We start from the raw sequence: 20220 nt of genomic DNA, 5'->3' as shown, positions 1-20220 counted from the left end.
CCGCGATCGCCAACACCGCGCTGCCGACGATCGCGGCCGATCTCGGCGTCGATCCGGCGGATTCGGTCTGGATCGTCAACGCCTACCAGCTCGCCGTGGTGGCCACGCTCCTGCCGATCGCGGCGCTCGGCGAGATCGTCGGGCAGAGGCGGGTCTACCTCGTGGGTCTGGCGCTGTTCACGGTCGCCTCGCTCGTCTGCGCGCTCGCCTGGTCGCTGCCGGCCCTGGTCGCCGCCCGGGTGCTCCAGGGCGTCGGCGCCAGCGCCCTGATGGCGGTCAACGTCGCGCTGATCCGCTTCGTCACCCCGCCCCACCAGCTCGGGCGGGGGATGGGCCTCAACGCCTTCGTGGTCGGCGTCGGCTTCGCCCTCGGGCCGACCGCGGCCTCGCTGATCCTGCTGGTGGCGTCCTGGCCGTGGCTCTTCGCCGTCAACCTGCCGATCGGGCTCGCCGCCCTGGCGCTCGCCCGGCGCGCCCTGCCGGAGACCGGGCGCTCGGGCCATGCCTTCGACGGAGTCGCCGCGCTCCTCAACGCCGCGACCTTCGCACTCCTCGTCCTCGGCCTCGGCGAGGCCGCCCATGCCGGGCCGCTCTGGCGGGTGCTCGCCGAGTTCGCCGGGGCGCTCGCCTGCGGCGCCCTGCTCCTGCGCCGGCAGGCCGGCCACCCGGCCCCGATGCTCGCCGTCGACCTGTTTCGTCGTCCGCTCTTCGCGCTGTCGGCGGCGACCTCCGTCTGCTCCTTCGCCGCACAGGGCCTCGCCTTCGTGTCGCTGCCGTTCCTGTTCCAGCACGCGCTCGGGCATTCGCAGGTTGAGACCGGCTTCCTGATGACGCCCTGGCCCCTGGTGGTCGCCCTGATGGCGCCGGTCGCCGGCCGCCTCTCGGACCGCTACCCGCCGGGTCTCCTCGGCGGGATCGGCCTCGCGCTCCTCGCCGTCGGCATGGCCTCGCTGGCGCTGCTGCCGGCCGCGCCGGACGTCTGGGGCATCGCCTGGCGGATGGCCCTGTGCGGGGCCGGCTTCGGCTTCTTCCAGGCGCCGAATCTGCGCGCCATCATGACGAGCGCGCCGGCCGCGCGTTCCGGCGGCGCCAGCGGCATCGTCGCCACCTCGCGGCTCGTCGGCCAGACCACCGGGGCGGCCCTGGTGGCGGCCTGCTTCGCGCTCGCCGCCGCGCACGGCCCGGTCCTGGCGCTCGGCCTCGGCGCCGCCTTCGCGGGCGTCGCCAGCCTGGTCAGCCTGTCGCGCCTCGCGCTGGAGCGGGGGTGACGCCCGGGCGGGGGCGGCCTACCCCCGCGCCAGCACCTTGCCGGGGTTCATCAGCCCCTGCGGGTCGAGCGCCGCCTTGATCCGGCGCGCCAGCGCCATCTCGTCCGGATGGCGGTGGCGGGCGAGCTCGGCGACGCGGTACTGGCCGATGCCGTGCTCGGCCGAGATGCTGCCGCCGTAGCGGTCCACCACCCCGTGGACGAGACCGTTGATCGCCTCCGAGGCGTGGTCCGGCCCGATCAAGACGTTGTAGTGGATGTTGCCGTCGCCCATGTGGCCGAAGGCGTTGACGCGGGTGCCGGGGGCGCCCGCTTCCAGGACCCGGCCGGCCTCGTCGAGGAAGGCCGGGATCGCGGTGATCGGCACCGAGACGTCGTGCTTGACGCTCTTGCCCGCGCGCGCCTCGCACTCGGTGACGTGCTCGCGCAGGGCCCAGAGCTCGGCGGCCTGGCGGCCGGATTCGGCCAGCACGCCGTCCAGCGCATCCTCGCGCTCGAGCGCGGTGCCGAGCACGCCCTCCATCGCCTCGCGCAGGCCCGAGAGCGACGAGGCCGCCTCGATCAGCACGGTCCAGCCCGCCGTCCCGACCGGGCTCTTGAGGCCGGCATGCGTCTCGACGAGGGCGAGCGAGGTGCCGGAGATCAGCTCGAAGGCCTGGATGCTGTCGCCGATCTCCTCCTGCGCCAGGGTGAAGAGGCGCAGGGCCGCCGCCGGATCGGGTACCGCGAGCAGCGCCGTCGCGGTGTGGCGCGGCTTGGGCACGAGGCGCAGAACCGCCGCCGTGACGATGCCGAGGGTGCCTTCCGTGCCGATGAAGAGCTGCTTCCAGTCGTAGCCGGCATTGTCCTTGCGCAGGGCCCGGAGGCCGTCGACGATGCTGCCGTCGGCGAGCACCACCTCGAGACCGAGGACGAGGCCGCGGGTCATGCCGTAGCGCACCACGTTGATGCCGCCGGCATTGGTGGCGACGACGCCGCCGACGAGCGCCGAGCCCTCCGCCGCGAAGCTCACCGGCAGCAGCCGGCCGGCGGCCTCGGCGGCGTCCTGCGCCAGCTTGAGGACGCAGCCGGCCTCCGCCGTCAGCGTCAGCCCGACCGGATCGACCCCCCGGATCGCGTTCATGCGGGCAAGCGACAGCACCACCTGGGTGGCGGAGCCGTCCGGTACCGCGCCGCCGGCGAGCCCGGTATTGCCGCCCTGCGGCACCAGGGCGGCGCCGGCCTCGGCACACAGCCGCACCACGTCGGCGACCTCGGCGGTGGAGGCGGGACGCACCACGCAGGCGGGCCGGCCCGGAAACAGGCGCCGCCAGTCGATGGCGAAGGGCGCCATGTCGGCCTCCTCGGTGAGGAGGCCGGCGGGGCCGAGGCGTGCCCCGAGGCGGTCGATCAGGGACTGGGTCATCGAACGATCTCCGGCGCGCGGCCGGCCAGGAAAGAAGGAGCCGCTGGCCTCGCCCGGATGATGCGCGCGGTCAAGGCCCGGAACAGCGGCCACGACGTACGGGTGCCGGGCCTCCCACTCCGCGAAGGCGTCGCAATCCACGGTTCCACGCGGTGCCCGAGCAGCATTCATTTTCAGAAAATTCTTTTGTTGCACATGGAAGACTATCATATTGATTCTTGTTTTGGCGAATTATACCATATGATTTGATAGATATAAAAGTTCTTGTGCGACTTCAAAAAAACACAGGACGATCAAAATGGCTGAGAGACGCGTAATTTTGGTTCTCCCCGCGCAGGAATCGTTGAGAAATCCGGCAATCGAAATGATGACGACGGGTCGCGGTCGTATCACGCGCCGCATCGAAGGAATTCCGAAGCGGACGGAGCTAGACACCACCTTTGCGCCGGTTCCACTCGGGCAAATCGGCTTCACGGCAAGTCTTGCAATGGCGTCGCCGGCTGCGGCACCCCGCTTCGCGGTTCGCGCCGTCATGGACGGCACCGGGGACCCTATGCCGAGCACGGCGGACGGCGCTCAGGTGTTCTCCGACCCGACGATCAGCCACTTCCTCGCGCCCGGCTGCGCCGCCGGGCCGATCGGCGACCGGAGCCACGTGGCGTCGCTGCTCGGTGTCGCCGGCCTGGCGGCCAAGAATCTCGACGGTGCGGGGGTCGCGATGGCGGTGATGGATACCGGCATCAACCTCGCCCACCTGCAGTCGCGGGGGCTCAACCCGACGCTCGACGCGACGCTGACATGGTCCCCGGGGACCGGCATGCCGGGCCAGTACGCCGTCGACCATGGAACGATGTGCGCCTACGATGCCCTCCTCGCCGCCCCGCGGGCGACGTTGCTCGACTTTCCGATCCTGCTGTCCACGACCCCGGGGGGAAGCCCGACGGCGGGCCTGCTGAGCGACGCCCTGCAGGCTTACGCCACGCTCGTCGCCGTCATGCGGCGCTCCGCGGAGGACCGACCGTTCCAGCATCTCGTCGTCACGAATTCCTGGGGGCTCTACGATCCGAACTGGGATTTCCCGGTCGGACATCCGGGCCGCTACATCGACAATCCCAACCATCCCTTCAACATCGTGGTCGGCACCCTCAGCCGGACCGGGGCGGACATCCTGTTCGCGGCGGGCAATTGCGGTGCGGAATGTCCGGATGGCCGCTGCGGCGGCGTGAAGCACACCATCATGGGAGCGAACGCGCATCCGGACGTCATGACCATCGCCGGCGTCACGACCAAGCGGCAGCGCGTCGGCTATTCGTCCCAAGGGCCCGGGATACCCGGCATGGCACACACCAAGCCCGATCTGTCGTGCTATACACACTTCCTCGGTTCGGAGGCGTTCGGCACCGGTACGCCGGATACCGGAACGTCCGCCGCCTGTCCGGTCGCGGCCGGTGCCGTGGCGGCCATTCGAACAAAGGTGCCGCATACCACGTTGAGGCCACGGGACCTGGCCCGCGAGCTGCGGGCCGATGCAACCCGGCGCGGCGCGTCGGGCGGCTGGAACCGCAACACCGGGTACGGTATTCTTGAACCCTTGAAGACCGCCACGCGCCTCGGCCTGTGACGGCGAGGAGGCCACATGGGCGAGAGCCATGCTTCCGACACCATCCTGATGACCGTGCAGGCGGGGCCGCAGGCCCCGACGCTGCAGGAAGCCGCACGGATTCTGGGTGTGACGAAGAGCGATGTCGACGCGTCGTTCGGCGTCGTCCCCATCGACGAGGAACGCGGTCTGTTCGCCGTCAAGGTCGGGGCCGCGAGCGTCGCTTCCCGTCCGGCGTCGGATGCCGTGCGCGGCCCATTCTCGAATCCGAGGATCGCGACCTTCGGCCGGACGAGGTAGGCGTCAGCGCCCGGGCGCGCGCATCTCCAGGAAATCCGCCATCAGGGCGAGCTGGCCCTCCAGCATCGGCAGGCCCGGATGGGTGCGGCACCCCCGCGCGGCGGCGGCGGCGAGGAGCGGGGTCTCGGCCGGCTGCATGATGATCTCGGCGACGAGCTGACCGGTCCCGAGCCCGGCGGGATCGAGCGGCAGGGGGTCGTCCAGCCGCAGGCCGAGCGAGGTCGCGTTGACGACGAGGTCGTGGCCGGCCGGGTCGGTGCCGAAGGCGAGCGGCAGGCCCGGATGGAGCCGGCGCAGGCGCGAGAACAGGTCCTCGACCCGCGCGGGCGTACGGTTGTGCACGGTGAGGCGACTCACCCCGGCCTCGGCGAGCGCGAACGCGATGGCGTTGGCCGCGCCCCCCGCCCCGGCCAGGTAGGCGCTCGCTCCCCGCGGGTCGTGGCCTGCGGCCCGCAGGCCCGCGACGAAGCCGGCGCCGTCCAGGATCTCGCCGACGAGGCGGCCGTCGGGCTCGCGCCGCACGGCGTTGACGGCGCCGACGAGGCGGGCCGCGTCGCTCACCGCGTCGAGGAGCGGCACGATCGCGGTCTTGTGCGGTACCGTGACGATGGCGCCGCCGAAGCTTCGCGTCGCCCGCAAGCCCGCCACCACCGTGGCGAGGTCGGCGGCCGCGACGTGGAGCGGCACCATGACCCCGTCGACCCCGCGCTCGGCCATGATGCGGTTGAGGCCCTGCGGCGCCTTCACCTGGGCGATCGGGTCGGCGAGGATCGCGAAGACGCGGGTGCGGCCGGTGATCTCTGTCACGGTGTCTCTCCTCCGAAGCGCTCGGTGCGGATCGTGGCTGCCGGCACCCCGGCATCGACCAGGAGGTCGGAGACCGCGGAGACGAAGGGATTGCTCCCGCACACGAAGGTGTGGGCCGGGGCCCCGAGGGCGGCGAGCGCCTCGCCGATCCGGGCGGCGTCGATCCGCCGGCCGCCGGGCTCCCGGGTCAGCGCCAGCCGCAGCCGGAAGCCCGGCTCCCCGGCGTCGCGGCGCATCAGCTCGTCGCGGGCGATCACGTCCGCGGCGGTGCGGGCGGAGTAGAGCAGCAGGGCCGGCACCCCGGGCGCGGCCTCCGCCCGGTGGCGCAGCATGGCGAGCAGCGGCACCACCCCGGAGCCGCCGCCGACCAGCAGCAGCGGCCCGCCCTGGGCCGGCTCCCACACGAAGGCGCCGCCGATCGGCCCGCGCAGCTCGATCGCGTCGCCGGGCTCGGCCACGTCGGCGAAGAAGCCCGAGACCTCGCCGTCGTCGAGGCGCTCGATCAGGAGGTCGATCGTGCCCGGATTCGTCGGCGAGGAGGCGATCGAGTAGCTGCGCTGCGCCTGGTAGCCGTCCGGCGCGGTGAGCCGCACGTCGACGTGCTGGCCGGCCCGGAACGGCCGGGTCCAGCCGACCGCCAGGGTGAGGCGCCGGACCCGCGGCGTCTCGGCGGCGGCGGCGACGATCCGGGATTCCTGCCAGATCGGCATCGCTCAATCGCCGGTGAAGCGCTGCTCGCGCCACGGATCGCCGTACATGTGATAGCCGCGCAGCTCCCAGAATCCGGCCTCGTCCACTTTCGTGAAGCGCAGGCCCTTCACCCACTTCGCGCTCTTCCAGAAGTAGAGGTGCGGCACCAGCAGGCGGGCGGGCCCGCCATGGTCGGGCGTGATCGGCTCGCCGGCGTAGCGGGTCGCCACCATGGCCTTGCCCTCCGTCAGGTCGGCGACCGGCACGTTGGTGGTGTAGTCGTCGTAGCCCTCCGCCAGCAGGTAGGCGGTCGGCGCCGCGATCCCGGCCGCGGCCAGGAGGTCGTCGATCGTCACGCCTTCCCAGGCGGTGTCGAACTTCGACCACTTGGTGACGCAGTGGATGTCGCCCTTCCAGCGGGTGCGCGGCAGGGAATCGAACTCGGCCCAGGTCCAGCTCTTGAGGGGCTTCGATCCCTCCCGCAGGGTGAAGCTCCAGCGGGCCGGATCGATGCGCGGCGTCGGGCCGAGCTGGAGAACCGGGAAATCCTCGGTCAGGTACTGGCCCGGCGGCAGGCGCTCGGCCTCCGGCCGCGGCGGGCGGCGTCCCGTGAACCCTCGCGTCACCATCGCGTGCCTCCTCTCGACGGCCGGGATCAGCCGGCCTCACCATCGATGATCCGCCCGATGGCGTCGAGGAGGGAGGTATCCTCGCCGGCCATCCTGTCCATCCCGGCCATGCGGGCGATCACGGTGGCGGCCACCCGCTCCTCGACGGTGCCCTCCGCGTAGGCGAACAGGATCGCGGCGCGCTCGCCGTCGCGGTGGCAGCGCCCCTCGATCTGGCTGAGCTGGATCGCGCTGTGGCGCATGTCGTGGACGATCAGGCTGCGCGGGCGCTCGCCGCCGGGCAGTTCGTTGCGGTGGAGCGAGATCGATTCGGTGACGGTGAACACCACCGCGTCGAGCTCGCCGCGCTGGAAGGCGACCCGCACCGCCTCGTTGGCCTCCGCCGTCCGCGTGCCGTCGATGGTGCCGGCGCGCCAGCCGCGGCCGGTGAAGGCCTCGACCAGGGCCGCCCCGGTTTCCAGGAAGGCCACCGAGACCGCGACCTGCTCGCCGGCCTGCAGCAGGTCCTCGGCGAGGTCGACCGTGCCGGCGACGCGGATCAGGCTCGCCTTCTGGCGGAAGCGCAGGTCCGCCGCCCAGCCGGCGGCGCGCCGGTTCGAGCCGCCGGAGAGGCCCCATTCGCGGCGGAACTCGCGCCAGGTCGCGTCGTAGAGGCGCTTGGCCGGCGCATCGAGGGCGGTGGGGGCGAGGTCCCGCTGCACCTCGGGCCAGCCGGCGATGTCCGCCGGGCGGCGGCGCAGCCCGATCGCGTCCGGGCCGCGATAGAGCAGGCCGGCCATCGTCTCCTGGTCGCGGGCGTTCGGCTCCCACGACCAGTTCTGCCAGCGCCCCTTGGCCCGGCCGATCTTCAGGTGCTGCATCAGGGCGCGGAAATCGGCGGTCGTCTCGACCGGCCGGCCGACGGCGTGGCCGAGCAGCGCGCCGAGATAGGATAGCTCGTGCGGCGCCTGGCCGGCGGTGGCGCTGGCATAGACCGTGAAGGCGGCGGCCTCGGCCATGCGCCGGCAGGCCTGGCCCTGCTGCGAGGTCGGGTTGCGCAGGCGGTGCGCCTCGTCGAACACCACCAGCGGCCAGACGCGCTTGGGCCGGCCGAGCTTGGCGAGCTCGTTGTTCTTCGCCCGCACCGAGCGGCGTCCGCTCGCGGCCGGCAGCGCCAGCAGGGACTTGGTGCGCTCGTAGTTGAGGAGCGTCACGTCCTTGTCGGCGAGCCGCGAATCCCGGATCGTGCGGCGCCATTGCGGCATCGCGCCCTTCGGGCAGACGATCAGGACCGCCCGCTCGGGCATCGCCGCGATCGCGCCCCAGACCGACAGGGTCTTGCCGAGGCCCGTCATGTCGCCGAGGAGGAAGCCCGGCCGGCCCTCGGCCCGCGCCGCCAGGATGGCGCGGATCGCCTCGGCCTGGTGCGGGCGGGGGACCAGGCGGGGGGCGTCGGATTCGGGTGTCATGGCGCCCCTATGCCGGGGGGCGGGGCCGGGCTCAAGCCCGCCCGGGTGCGACGCCTTTTTCGCCCGCACCCCGCGCATCGGCGCCGCCGACGCGGTATCGCGGTGGGACGCCACAACGGAGGAAGCCGCACGATGAGCCGCCGCATCGCCCTGATGGGCCTCGGCCAGATGGGCCGCCCGATCGCCCGCCACCTCGCCGCGAAGGGGGAGGGCGCCGACACGGTCGTGGCGATCGATTCCGACCCGGCGCGGGTCGGCGGGCTCGACGGGCCCGGGCTCGTCGCCACGACCGACCGGAGCGCGGCGGCCGGCGCCGACGTGCTGATCCTGTGCCTGCCGGACGGCGACGTGGTCGAGGCGGTGCTGCTCGGGCCGGACGGGCTCGCGGCGTGTCTCGCGCCCGGCGCCCTGGTGATCGACCTGAGCACCATCGCGCACGCGACGGCGGTGAGCCTCGGCCGGGCGCTCGCGGATCGCGGCCTGCGCTTCCTCGACGCGCCGGTCTCCGGCGCGCCGGCCGGGGCGGAGGCCGCGACCCTCACGGTGATGTGCGGCGGGACCCCGGAGGACTTCGCCGCGGCCGAGCCGCTGCTCGCCCGGATCGGCACGCAGGTGCTGCATATGGGCCCCCTCGGCAGCGGCCAGCTCACCAAGACCGTCAACAACGTGATCTACGACATCAACATCGCGGCCCTGGCCGAGGTGCTGCCGATGGCGGTGGCGATGGGCCTCGACCCGGCGCGGCTCGCGACCGTGGTCACCACCGGCACGAGCCGCAGCTACGCCTCGCAGTACTTCGTGCCGCGGATCCTGCGGGGCGCGTTCGACGAGGGCTATCCGCTGGCCAAGGCCTACAAGGACCTCGTCAGCGCCGCCGCGGTCGGGGCGGAGGGCGGCTTCCCGCTGCCGGTGACGGCGGCCGCCACCGCGACCTACCAGATGGCGTTGCGCCACGGCCACGGCGCGCGCGACAAGGGCGCCATGGTCCTGCCCTTCGAGGCGATGCTCGGCGTCGCGGTCCGGACGCCGCCGGAGTAGCGGCGCCCGAGCCCGCCGTCCTTCGCGTTGCGGGGCCGGCCGCCCCTGCGCTAAGCCGGCTGCGACCCCGCGCAGGAGCCCATTGCCCATGCAGACCTTCGACTCGGACGGCGTGCCGATCGCCTATGTCGACGTCGCCCCCCAGGAAGGCACGGGCAAGGACGGCGCGGGCGACCCGATCCTGCTGATCCACGGCTTCGCGTCGAACCACCTGGTGAACTGGGTCAACACCTCCTGGGTGCGCAGCCTGACCGGGGCCGGGCGGCGGGTGATCGCCCTCGACAACCGCGGCCACGGCTGCAGCGGCAAGCTCTACGAGCCGGAGGCCTACGGCTCGGACCTGATGGCCGAGGATGCCCGCCGTCTCCTCGACCACCTCGATATCCCCCGCGCCGACGTGATGGGCTACTCGATGGGCGCGCGGATCACCGCCTTCCTGGCGCTCGCCCACCCGGACCGCGTCCGCTCGGCCCTGCTCGGGGGCCTCGGCATCCACCTCGTCGAGGGGAGAGGGCTGCCCCCCGGCATCTCGGAGGCGATGGAGGCGCCCTCCCGCGACACCGTCACCGACCCGACGGCGCGGATGTTCCGGGTCTTCGCCGAATCGACCGGCAGCGACCTGCGCGCGCTCGCCGCCTGCATGCGCGGCTCGCGCCAGACCCTGTCGCGGGCGGAGGTGGCGCAGATCGAGGTGCCGGTGCTGGTCGCGGTCGGCACCACCGACACCGTGGCGGGCTCGGGGCCGGCGCTCGCCGCCCTGATCCCGGAGGCGAAGGTCCTCGACATCCCCAACCGCGACCACAACCTCGCGGTCGGCGACAAGGTGCACAAGACCGGCGTGCTGGCGTTCCTCGACGCGCGGCCCTGACCGAGCGTCGACCCGGCCGAGGGGCCGGGCTAAACTCCCCCTGAGGCATGGGAGACCGGGCGCGCACGACGCCCGGCCCCATGCGGGGGAGGGGACCATGGCGGCAGATCCGCGGCACAACAGCCGGCGCCTCTACGAGGGGCCGGACCGGGCGGTGGCCCGCTCGATGATGAAGGCGATCGGCGAGACCGACGAGAGCCTGGCGCGGCCGCAGATCGGCATCGCGCATTGCTGGATCGGCACGATGCCGTGCAACTGGAACCACCGCGAGCTCGCCGCCCTGGTGGCGCAGGGCGTGCGCGAGGCCGGCGGCACGCCGCTCGAGGTCAACACGGTGGCGATCAACGACGCCATCACCACCGGCACCGAGGGCATGAAGACCTCGCTCGTCAGCCGCGAGGTCATCGCCGATTCGGTCGAGCTCGTCGCCCGCGGGCACATGTTCGACGGGATCGTCACCATCTCGGGCTGCGACAAGACCATTCCCGCGATGGCGATGGTGCTCGGCCGCCTGAACATCCCCGGCACGATGCTCTACGGCGGCTCGATCGCGTCGGGCCGCTGCACGCAGGAGGGCGGCTTGTTCTCCGGCCGCACCCTCACGGTCCAGGACGTGTACGAGGCGGTCGGCGCCTACACGGCCGGGCGGATCACGGAGGCCGAGCTGCGCGACGTCGAGGACCATGCCTGCCCGGGGGCCGGCGCCTGCGGCGGCCAGTTCACCGCCAACACCATGGCGACCGCCTACCAGATGCTCGGCATCTCGCCGATGGGCACGAACGACATCCCGGCCGGCCATGCCGACAAGGCCGCGGCGGCCCTCGCCTGCGGCCGCCTCGCGGTGGATCTCGTCCGCCAGGGGCTCACCCCGCGGGCGATCGTGACCCGCGAGAGCTTCGAGAACGCGATCGCCGGCGTGATGGCGACGGGCGGCTCCAGCAACGCGGTGCTGCACCTCCTCGCCACCGCCTGGGAGTTCGGCATCCCGCTCGACCTCGACGATTTCGACCGCATCTCGCGCCGCACCCCGATCATCGCCGACATGCGCCCGTCGGGCCGCTACACCGCCCCGGAGATGCACGCGGCGGGCGGGATGGCGGTGGTCGGCAAGCGCCTGATGGAAGCCGGGCTCCTCCACCCGGAGGCCCGCACCGTGACCGGCCTGAGCCTCGGCGACGAGATCGCCCGCGCGTCCGAGCCCGCGGGCCAGACGGTGATCCGTCCCGTCACCGACCCGTTCAAGAGCGAGGGCGGCCTCGTCGTCCTGCGCGGCAACCTCGCGCCCGGCGGCGCCGTGATGAAGGTATCGGGGCAGACCAAGCGCCTGCATCGCGGCCCGGCCAAGGTGTTCGAGCGCGAGGAGGATGCCTTCGCGGCGATCCGTGACGGGCGGATCGTGCCGAACGACGTGATGGTGCTGCGCAACGAGGGACCGCGCGGCGGGCCCGGAATGCGCGAGATGCAGCTCGTCACCGGCGCCCTCCAGGGTTCCGGCCTCGGCGAGCACGTCGCGCTGATGACCGACGGCCGCTTCTCCGGTGCGACCCGGGGCTTCGTGATCGGCCATGTCGTGCCCGAGGCGTTCGAGGGCGGCCCGATCGCGGCGATCCGGGACGGCGACACGGTGACGATCGATGTCGATGCCCGCCGGCTCGACGTGGCGCTCTCGGACGACGAGATCGCGCGGCGCCGTGCCGGGCGGCCCGCCCCCCGGCCGGCCTATACCCGCGGCGTGCTGGGAAAATACGCCCGCCTCGTCGCCGATGCGTCGCGGGGCGCGGTCACCGATTGGGACTCGGGGCCTGTCTGATCGGCATCGACACAGTCCTCCTCTGCGTCGTTCCGGGGCCGCGAAAGCGGAGCCCGGAATGACCCGCGGTGTATGCGACTGTGTCGGGGTATTCGGTCTGTCGAGGCGACCGGGTGCGCGTGGCAATTCCGACTACATCGGTCCCTGCACCGAAGCCGTTTCCGGGAAAGACTGCACCGGACCGGATCGGGGGTGGGACGCGAACGACGCCATGGCGGAGCCGGACGAGTCGCCGGTTCCGCCGATGTCGTGAGGCGCGGCGCGACGGACAGGGCCCGCCGCGAAGGCGCGGATCAGTGGATCGGCTGGTCGGGCTTGCGCTCGCTCTGGGCCAGCGTCGCCTCGTAGCTCTCGGCCTGGGCGCGGGTCAGGCCGCTGACCAGTACGAGCGAGCCGCGGTAGACCGTGTAGGTACCGTCCTGCGTGGGCTTGACGCGAATGATATGGGACATGCGCTGGCTCCCTTGCGCGAATCACGACTGATTTTCTTGGATTTGAACGTGACGTTAACGACTCGGCGTGCGTGCGCAAGAGGGCTGCGCACGAAAACGCCCGGTTCTCGACACGATCGGACCAAAGTACAGACGCGTAAGGAACGACGCAGCGCCTCCGCTCGGATGGGAGACGCGAAGTTGATCGCGCGCGATGCTGCGTTGCCGGCTTAAGAGGCAGCACCCGACATCATGCGGAAACAATCGCGATGCGTGCGACTCCGTCGCTCAGGACGGGGCGCGGACGCTTGAGACGTGCACGGTCGGCGCGCTCTGTGCCGAGGGGGCCAGAATCGGCGCCCGGCCGGGCAGGGTCCACCACCCGACCGCCGAATGCACCGCCAGCGTCAGGCAGAGCAGCACCAGCATCGAGAGCGCGTGCCGGGTCATGCTCGGCTCCACCGGGGTCGGCGCGGTGTCCGTCTGCCGGGTCGGCGCACCGTCCAGCGGTTCGGGCGCCAGCGGCAGCAGCGAATCGTAGAACCCGGCCGGCTGGCCGGTCGCGCGGTGGAAGGGTCCAATGTTGAACATCGGCGTCTCCTGTCGAGGCCCCTGCGACGGAGGCTATCGGAACCGCCTAAAGTTAACACCTGATGAACGAGACGCTACCCCTCATCACGAACCCGTGAACGCCCACGCTTGTACACCGCTCGTTCAGGTTGGCAGCGTTGCGGATTTCCCTCAATCCCGGTCGGTCGTTGCGAACAGGCCGGGGTGCCGCAGGCGCAGGGTCTGGATCAGGCAGAGCGTCTTCATGTCGGCGATTTCCCCCGCCTCCGCCTCGGCGGCAAGGGTCGCGAGGGGCACCTCGACCACCTCGATGTTCTCGTGCTCCTCCGCTAGGCCGCCGCCGGCTCCCTCCTCGCGGTCGGCGGCGCGGTAGGGCGCGAGGAAGAGGTCCATCCGCTCGGTCGAGAGGCCGGGCAGGGACCAGACCCGGCCGGCGGGCTCGAAGGTGGAGAGCCGGAGGCCCACTTCCTCGAACGCCTCGCGGCGGGCGCAGGCCTCCGGGTCGTCCTCCTCGCGCAGGCCCGCCGGGGCTTCGAGGATCGACGCGGTGCCGTCGACGAAGCAGGGCGGCGTGCGGAACTGCCGCACCAGCAGGGCGACCCGGCGCTCGGGGTCGTAGGGCAGCACCGCGACCGCGGGCCCGTGATCCTCCACCTCGCGGCCGATCCGGGTGCCGTCCGGCATCCGCACCTCCGCCACGAGGTAGCGGGCCCAGCCCTCGTAGACCGTGCGCGTGCCGACGATGCGCGGCGCGTCGTCCTGGCTGTCCCGGCTCACGCGGCATTCTCCTGGGCTTCGTGCTCTCCGGTCTCGTCGTTCCGGGTCTCGCGGTCCGGCGCGTCGTCGATCCCGTCGCCGCGCCGGATCTCGAAGGTCAGGAGCCCGTCGTCCTTGAGCATCCGGTCGAGATGGTCGCCGCGCTCGCGCAGCAGGTTGGGAATGTCGATCGCCGCCATCGGGTCGGTGCAGCGCACGCTCAGGCTCTCGCCGGGCGTCAGCCCGCGCAGGGCCTTGGCGGTGCGCAGGACCGGCAGAGGGCATTTGAGCCCGCGCAGATCGAGGTCGTGTCGTTGCATGGTCGCCCGAGTTGCCGCACCGCGCCGTGGCGGCGAGACGCCGCCCCTGCGACGGTTTCGTGTCGCGTGACGATGGTTGGAGCACATCCGGTGCGAACGAGAAAGCCCGGCGCGGGGGCATCCCGCGCCGGGCTTTGATTTCAGGCCCGCCGGCTCGGCCCATGCGGGCCGGCCGGACGTGGTCTGGTCGATCAGTAGCCGTAGCCGTAGTAGCCACCGTAGGCCGGGTAGCTGTAGCCGTAGGACGGATAGCTGTAGCCGTAGCTGTAGCCGCCGACCGGGGCGTAGCCGCCACCGTAATAGCCGCCATAGGCCGGGTAGCCGCCGTAGCCGTAGGACGAGGCCGAGCCGGCCGCGATGGCGCCGCCGATGATGCCGAGGGCCGCGCCGGCCGCCAGCGCACCGCCGGCACCGATGCCGCGACGGTAGCCGTAGCCGCGGTAACCGCGGTAGCCGCCGTAATAGCCGCCGCCGCGCCAGCGCACCTGGTCGACGGTCGCGCCCGAGCCGGCGATGGCGGCCGAGGTGGCGGCCGGCAGCGGGGCGGCCTGCGCCCCGACGGTGCCGGCGGTGAGGGCGGCGGCGGCGCCGGCCGCGAGGGCGAGGGTGGTGATGCGCGACATGTCTGCGTCTCTCCGATCGTCTGAGGACCGTGCCTCGTAGGCCTCAAGAACGGGCAAGGGGCCGGATCTGTTCCAAGATCGGGAGAGAATTGACCGACCGTCATGCGGCTTCGGCCACGCTTACCGTGATCTGGCGCCCAGGGATCGACTGGTGCGACCGTGCGGGACGGGCCGTCTAAGCTTGAGCATGAGCCCGGCGCGTCCTCCGCGCCGGGCTCGTCTCGTGTGCGATCAGAACATGCAGGCGCCGAAGACCGGATCGACCGAGCCGTTCCAGGGCCCGTGATAGAGCGCCAGCAGGTCCTCGGCCCGGGTGCGCGTCGCCGCGATGGCCTGGAGCGGGGCGAGGTAGAGCGTCTCGTCGCGTCCCTGCGCGTCGCGGCGCGCCCGCGCCTTGAGGCCGGCCTCCGCCAGCGCGAGCGCATCGCGGGCGAGATCGCGCAGGGTGCGCCTGCCGGCCGGCGCGTCGAGCCCGAGGCGCGGAGCCTCGGCCCGCATCGTCTCGCGCTCCTCGGCCGAGAGCTCGCGCACCAGCTGCCAGGCGCCGTCGAGCGCGCCCTGGTCGTAGTAGAGCCCGGTCCAGAACGCGGCCTGCGCGGCGATCATGCCGGCATCGCCGACATCGGCCCCGCGCATCTCGAGGAAGCGCTTCAGGCGCACCTCCGGGAAGGCGGTCGAGGCGTGGTTGGCCCAGTCCGAGACCGTGGCGCGCTCGCCCGGCAGGGCGGACAGCCGCCCCTCCATCAGGTCGCGGAACGAGGCGCCGCTGACGTCGTGGTAGGTCTCGCCGCGCTTCACGAAGTACATCGGCATGTCGAGGAGCCAGTCCGCGTAGGCCTCGTAACCGAAGCCGTCGTCGAACGCGAAGGGCAGCATGCCGGTGCGGTCGCGGTCGGTGTCGCGCCAGATCTCGGAGCGGCGCGACAGGAAGCCGTTCGGCTTGCCGTCGGTGAAGGGCGAGTTGGCAAAGAGCGCGGTCGCCACCGGCTGCAGGGCCAGCCCGACCCGCATCTTCGTCACCATGTCGGCCTCGGACGAGAAGTCGAGGTTCACCTGCACGGTGGCGGTGCGCAGCATCATGTCGAGGCCCAAGCTGCCGACCTTGGGCATGTAGCCCTTCATGATGCGGTAGCGGCTCTTCGGCATCACGGGGGTTTCCTCCCGCGTCCATTTCGGGCTCATGCCGAGGGTGAGGAAGCCGATGCCGAGGGGATCGGCCGCCCGGCCCACCGCCTCAAGGTGCTGGCTCAGCTCGTGGGCGGTGGCGTGCACGTCCGGGAGCGGCGCGCCCGAGAGCTCGAACTGCCCGCCGGGCTCGAGCGAGATCGCGCCGCCGCCCTCGACCGCCGACAGCCCGATCACCCGGCCCGCATCCTCGATCGTTTCCCAGCCGGTGATGGCCCGCAGGCCGTCGAGCAGGGCCTCGATCCCGTGATCGCCCTCGTAGGGCACCGGCGCGTGGTCGGCGCGGTAGAACGGGACCTTCTCGTGCTCGGTGCCGATGGCAAAGGTGTCGTGCGGCTTCTCGCCGGCCGAAAACCACTCGATCAGCTCGGACCGCGCGCTGAGCGGGGTCGCGTCGGACACGTCGCGCGCCATGCGCCACCTCGTGCTTGAAGAACGAAAAACCGATGATGCCGGCGGGCGCGCGGCCCACCGCCAAGGTTGCGCCTAAATAGGCCGCGGACGACCGACCCGCAACGCGGCCGAGTTCACGCCCCCGAGGACCCATCCCCGGGGCACATGCGTCCGGCCCGGCGGCCCCGGCCGCATGCCCCGTCAACGATCCGTTCACCACATCGACCGGATCCGGCCCCGCACCCCTTTGACATGGAACAAAACAAGAACAAACATTGGGCCGTCGAAAGGGGACAGACCATGAACATACGCAAGATCCTCCTCGCTGTCACGGAGGTCGCTTCGATGGGCCTGCTCACCGGCGCCGTGGTGCTGTGGGCGGTGGCGCTCTCGCCGATGCACTGAGCCGACCCGGCTTTTCGCGCCGTGGCCCATGGGCCACGGCCCGGGCCGTTCGGCCCGAATCCGGTGGATTTCGCGCCGGTGGTGCGCCGGCAGCCGTGACTCTTAAGACCTCGGCGGGAATCCTGCCGCGCTCATGTCAGAGCGAGAGTCGCCTTGCAGATCCTGAAGCCCGTCGGCTACGTCCACCTGCACGTCCACTCCTCGTATTCCCTGCTCGAGGGCGCGCTCAAGATCGGCGACCTCGTGAAGGCCGCGGGCGCCGACCGGCAGCCCGCTTTGGCGCTCACCGACACCAACAACCTCTTCGGCGCGCTGGAATTCTCCGAGAAGGCCGCCGGATCCGGCATCCAGCCGATCGCCGGGATGCAGATCAGCGTCGCCTTCGAGGCACCGGAGGCGAACGCCAAGCTGAACGCGACGCATCCGCACATCGTGCTGCTCGCCAAGGACGAGACCGGCTACGGCCACCTGCTGCGGCTCGCAAGCCGCGCCTATTTCGACAACCATCTCGGCGAGGTGCCGCGGGTCTCCGCCCAGGCGCTCAAGGAGTGTGCCGGCGGCCTCATCGCGCTGACCGGCGGCATGGGCGGCCCGGTCGATGCGGCGTTGCGCGTCAACCGACCCGAACTGGCGCTGGCCCGGCTCGAATCCTTGAAGGCGGCCTTCGGCGAGGACCACCTCTATGTCGAGTTGCAGCGCCACGGGCTGCCCGACGAGCGCGCCGTCGAGGCCGAGCTGATTCGGCTCGCCGACCGGCACGGCCTCTCGCTGGTGGCGACGAACGAGCCCTATTTCGCCAAGCCCGAGGATTACGAGGCCCACGACGCGCTGCTCGCCGTCGCCGAAGGGCGCCTCGTCTCCGACGACAAGCGTCGGCGCCTGACCCCGCGCCACGCCTTCAAGACCCGGTCCGAGATGGCCGAGCTGTTCCGCGACCTGCCCGACGCGCTCCAGGCCACCGTCGAGATCGCGATGCGCTGCGCCTACCGGGCGCGGACCCGGAAACCCATCCTGCCGAGCTTCGGCGCCCCGAGCCTGACGACGCCGTCGCAAGGCACGCCGGAGGGTGCGCGCCAGCAGGCGCTCGCCGCCGTCGCGACGAATGCGGTCGCCAAGGAGATCGCCCCCGACGAGGCCGCCGAATTGCGCCGCCAGGCGGAAGAGGGCCTGACCGAGCGCCTGCGCCAGCACGGCCCGGCCGAGGGGCTGACGGAGAAGGATTATCGCGACCGGCTCGAATACGAGATCCGCGTCATCACCAACATGAAGTTCCCGGGCTACTTCCTGATCGTCTCGGACTTCATCAAGTGGGCCAAGGAGCATGACATCCCGGTCGGGCCGGGCCGCGGCTCGGGCGCCGGCTCGCTGGTGGCGTGGTCGCTCCTCATCACCGACCTCGACCCGATCCGCTTCGGCCTGCTGTTCGAGCGGTTCCTCAACCCCGAGCGCGTCTCGATGCCGGATTTCGACATCGATTTCTGCGTCGAGGGCCGCGAGCGGGTGATCCGCTACGTGCAGGAGCGCTACGGCGAGGAGCAGGTCGGCCAGATCATCACCTTCGGCACCCTGCTCGCCCGCGGCGTCTTGCGCGACGTCGGCCGGGTGCTGGAGATGCCCTACGGCCAGGTCGACAAGCTGACGAAGCTGGTGCCGCAGAACCCGGCCAACCCCGTGACGCTGGCGCAAGCCATCGAGGGCGAGCCGAAGCTCCAGAGCGCGATCGAGGAGGAGCCGGTCGTCGCGCGGCTGATGAGCATCGCCAAGAAGCTCGAGGGCCTGCACCGCCACGCCTCGACCCACGCCGCCGGCGTGGTGATCGGCGACCGGCCGCTCGAAGAGCTGGTGCCGCTCTACCGCGATCCGAAGACCGGGATGCGGGTGACCCAGTTCAACATGAAGTGGGTCGAGCAGGCGGGCCTCGTCAAATTCGACTTCCTCGGCCTCAAGACCCTGACGGTGCTCCGCGCCGCCACCGACCTGTTGAAGCTGCGCGGGATCGAGGTCGACCTGCCCTCGCTGCCGATCGACGACACCCTCACCTACGAGCGCCTGAGGAAGGGCGAGACGGTCGGGGTGTTCCAGGTGGAATCGGCCGGCATGCGCAAGGCGCTGGTCGAGATGAGCGCCGACCGGTTCGAGGACATCATCGCGCTCGTGGCGCTCTACCGCCCGGGCCCGATGGCCAACATCCCGGTCTATTGCGAGCGCAAGCTCGGCCGCGACGCCGGCAACGAGAAGAACTGGTACCCCCACGAGAAGCTGGAGCCGATCCTCGCCGAGACTTTTGGTATCATCGTCTACCAGGAACAGGTGATGGAGGTGGCCAAGGTCCTGGCCGGCTACTCGCTCGGCGACGCCGACCTGCTGCGCCGCGCCATGGGCAAGAAGATCAAGGCGGAGATGGACGCCCAGCGCGACCGCTTCGTGAAGGGCGCGGTCGAGCGCGGCCTCGACAAGGGCAAGGCCAACGAAATCTTCGACCTCTTGGCCAAGTTCGCCGATTACGGCTTCAACAAGTCGCACGCGGCCGCCTACGCGCTGATCACCTACCAGACCGCCTATCTCAAGGCGAATTACCCGGTCGAGTTCATGGCCGCCTCGATGTCGCTCGACATCGACAACACCGACAAGCTCGCCGAACTGCGCCAGGACGCGCAGCGGATGAACATCAAGGTCGAGCCGCCGAACGTGAACCGCTCCGGCGTCACCTTCGAGGTGCATGACGGCGCGATCCGCTACGCGCTCGCCGCCATCAAGGGCGTCGGCCGCGCCGCCGTCGAGGCGATCGTCCAGGCCCGCGGCGACACACCCTTCCGCGATCTCGGCGACTTCGCCCGGCGCCTCAACCCGAAGCAGGTCAACAAGCGCACGCTGGAAAACCTCGTCGCCGCCGGCGCCCTCGACGCGATCGAGCCCGACCGGGCCAAGGCTTTTGCGGCCGTCGAGCCGATGATGCGCCTCGCCCAAGGCGCGGCGGAAGCCGAGACCGTCGGCATGATGGACATGTTCGGCGGTGTCGCCGCCGCCGAGGTGGCTCTGCGCATCCCGGCCTACGAGAACTGGCCGATGGCCGACCGGCTCAAGCGCGAATACGACGCGGTCGGCTTCTTCCTCTCCGGCCACCCGCTCGACGAGTACGGCGACCTTTTGCAAAAGCTCCGGGTGCAGACCTGGGCCGAGTTCTGCCGCTCGGTCCGCGCCGGCACCTCGACGGTCGGCCGGGTCGCGGCGAGCGTGCTCGACCGCGCCGAGCGCCGCACCAAGACCGGCAACAAGCTCGGCATCGTCACGCTCTCCGACCAGACCGGCCATTTCGAGGCGATCATCTTTTCCGAAGGCCTCTCGCATTACCGCGACATGCTGGAACCCGGCGCCGCCCTGGTGCTCCAGCTCCAGGCCAGCACCGAGGGCGAGGACGTCCGCGCCCGCATCCAGACCTGCGAACCCCTCGACCAGGCGGCCGCCCGCCACCAGAAGGGCATGCGGATCTACCTGCGCGACGAGCGCCCGATCTCCAGCGTGCAGCAAAGGTTGCAGGTGAGAGGGGAGGGGGAGGTGTCGCTGATCCTGATCCTCGATGGGGGTGAGCGGGAGGTGGAGGTGAAGCTGGGGGGGAAGTACCAGGCGACGCCGCAGATTGCGGGAGCGTTGCGGGCGGTGCCGGGGGTGGTGCAG

The 20220-nt window shown here is 71.5% G+C and carries 18 protein-coding genes; 7 read left to right on the top strand and 11 right to left on the bottom strand.

The window, feature by feature from the left end:
- Positions 1-1268, top strand: a 1268-nt coding sequence (locus QR78_RS15200) for an MFS transporter (protein ID WP_048428385.1), incomplete at its 5' end; no start/stop codon positions are given.
- A gap of 18 nt (positions 1269-1286) precedes the next feature.
- Here the strand turns inward: QR78_RS15200 and QR78_RS15195 are convergent.
- Entirely contained in the window at positions 1287-2672 is a 1386-nt protein-coding gene (locus QR78_RS15195; protein ID WP_048428384.1) for an FAD-binding oxidoreductase, read from the bottom strand.
- A gap of 298 nt (positions 2673-2970) precedes the next feature.
- Between QR78_RS15195 and QR78_RS15190 the strand changes: the two genes are divergently transcribed.
- Positions 2971-4293: a S8 family serine peptidase gene (locus QR78_RS15190; protein ID WP_082171807.1), complete on the top strand. Its 1323-nt coding sequence runs from the start codon at positions 2971-2973 to the stop codon at positions 4291-4293.
- 15 nt (positions 4294-4308) lie between these two features.
- Positions 4309-4572, top strand: coding sequence for a hypothetical protein (locus tag QR78_RS15185; protein WP_048428383.1), 264 nt, complete (start codon positions 4309-4311; stop codon positions 4570-4572).
- A gap of 3 nt (positions 4573-4575) precedes the next feature.
- Here the strand turns inward: QR78_RS15185 and QR78_RS15180 are convergent, their stop codons facing one another.
- The 4 genes from QR78_RS15180 to QR78_RS15165 are packed head-to-tail and all read right to left on the bottom strand — an operon-like array spanning position 4576 to position 8146.
- Entirely contained in the window at positions 4576-5379 is an 804-nt protein-coding gene (locus tag QR78_RS15180) for a shikimate dehydrogenase family protein (RefSeq protein WP_048428382.1), read from the bottom strand.
- Positions 5376-6089 carry an FAD-binding oxidoreductase gene (locus tag QR78_RS15175; protein WP_048428381.1) on the bottom strand — a complete coding sequence of 238 codons (714 nt, stop codon included), beginning with the start codon at positions 6087-6089 and terminating at the stop codon, positions 5376-5378. Before QR78_RS15175 ends, QR78_RS15180 begins: the two co-directional genes overlap by 4 nt.
- 3 nt (positions 6090-6092) lie before the next feature.
- Positions 6093-6698 (bottom strand): sulfite oxidase-like oxidoreductase, encoded by a 606-nt coding sequence (locus tag QR78_RS15170; RefSeq protein WP_048428380.1) that lies wholly within the window; start codon positions 6696-6698, stop codon positions 6093-6095.
- A gap of 26 nt (positions 6699-6724) precedes the next feature.
- Complete coding sequence (locus QR78_RS15165; protein ID WP_048428379.1) at positions 6725-8146, bottom strand: DEAD/DEAH box helicase; 1422 nt, start codon at positions 8144-8146, stop codon at positions 6725-6727.
- 132 nt (positions 8147-8278) lie between these two features.
- On the opposite strand from QR78_RS15165, the gene QR78_RS15160 reads away from it, so the two are divergent.
- The 3 genes from QR78_RS15160 (at position 8279) to ilvD (ending at position 11862) form a co-directional block, all read left to right on the top strand.
- Positions 8279-9184 (top strand): NAD(P)-dependent oxidoreductase, encoded by a 906-nt coding sequence (locus tag QR78_RS15160; protein ID WP_048428378.1) that lies wholly within the window; start codon positions 8279-8281, stop codon positions 9182-9184.
- 88 nt (positions 9185-9272) lie between these two features.
- Positions 9273-10052 carry an alpha/beta fold hydrolase gene (locus QR78_RS15155; protein ID WP_048428377.1) on the top strand — a complete coding sequence of 260 codons (780 nt, stop codon included), beginning with the start codon at positions 9273-9275 and terminating at the stop codon, positions 10050-10052.
- Positions 10053-10149: 97 nt separating this feature from the next.
- Entirely contained in the window at positions 10150-11862 is a 1713-nt protein-coding gene (gene ilvD, locus QR78_RS15150) for a dihydroxy-acid dehydratase (protein ID WP_048428376.1), read from the top strand.
- Positions 11863-12155: 293 nt separating this feature from the next.
- Here ilvD and QR78_RS35500 read toward each other — a convergent pair whose 3' ends face one another.
- The 6 genes from QR78_RS35500 to QR78_RS15125 form a co-directional block, all read right to left on the bottom strand.
- Positions 12156-12314, bottom strand: coding sequence for a hypothetical protein (locus tag QR78_RS35500; protein ID WP_165602088.1), 159 nt, complete (start codon positions 12312-12314; stop codon positions 12156-12158).
- Positions 12315-12581: 267 nt separating this feature from the next.
- Positions 12582-12884, bottom strand: a complete 303-nt coding sequence (locus QR78_RS15145; RefSeq protein WP_048428375.1) for a hypothetical protein — start codon at positions 12882-12884, stop codon at positions 12582-12584.
- A 150-nt stretch (positions 12885-13034) separates the two neighbouring features.
- Positions 13035-13640 carry an NUDIX domain-containing protein gene (locus QR78_RS15140; RefSeq protein WP_048428374.1) on the bottom strand — a complete coding sequence of 202 codons (606 nt, stop codon included), beginning with the start codon at positions 13638-13640 and terminating at the stop codon, positions 13035-13037.
- On the bottom strand, positions 13637-13939 hold the full coding sequence (locus tag QR78_RS15135) for a sulfurtransferase TusA family protein (RefSeq protein ID WP_048428373.1): 303 nt from the start codon (positions 13937-13939) through the stop codon (positions 13637-13639). Before QR78_RS15135 ends, QR78_RS15140 begins: the two co-directional genes overlap by 4 nt.
- Before the next feature lie 191 nt (positions 13940-14130).
- Positions 14131-14562, bottom strand: a complete 432-nt coding sequence (locus tag QR78_RS15130; protein WP_048428372.1) for a hypothetical protein — start codon at positions 14560-14562, stop codon at positions 14131-14133.
- 231 nt (positions 14563-14793) lie between these two features.
- A complete protein-coding gene (locus tag QR78_RS15125) occupies positions 14794-16161 on the bottom strand; it encodes a glutamate--cysteine ligase (protein ID WP_048428371.1) in 1368 nt (455 codons plus the stop codon).
- Between the two features lie 537 nt (positions 16162-16698).
- Here QR78_RS15125 and dnaE point away from each other — a divergent pair.
- On the top strand, positions 16699-20220 hold a 3522-nt coding region (dnaE, locus tag QR78_RS15120; protein ID WP_048428370.1), incomplete at its 3' end, for a DNA polymerase III subunit alpha.

The sequence above is a fragment of the Methylobacterium indicum genome (assembly GCF_001043895.1).
Classification (GTDB): Bacteria; Pseudomonadota; Alphaproteobacteria; order Rhizobiales; family Beijerinckiaceae; genus Methylobacterium; species Methylobacterium indicum.
This window is presented reverse-complemented; position numbering and strand designations above follow the sequence as displayed.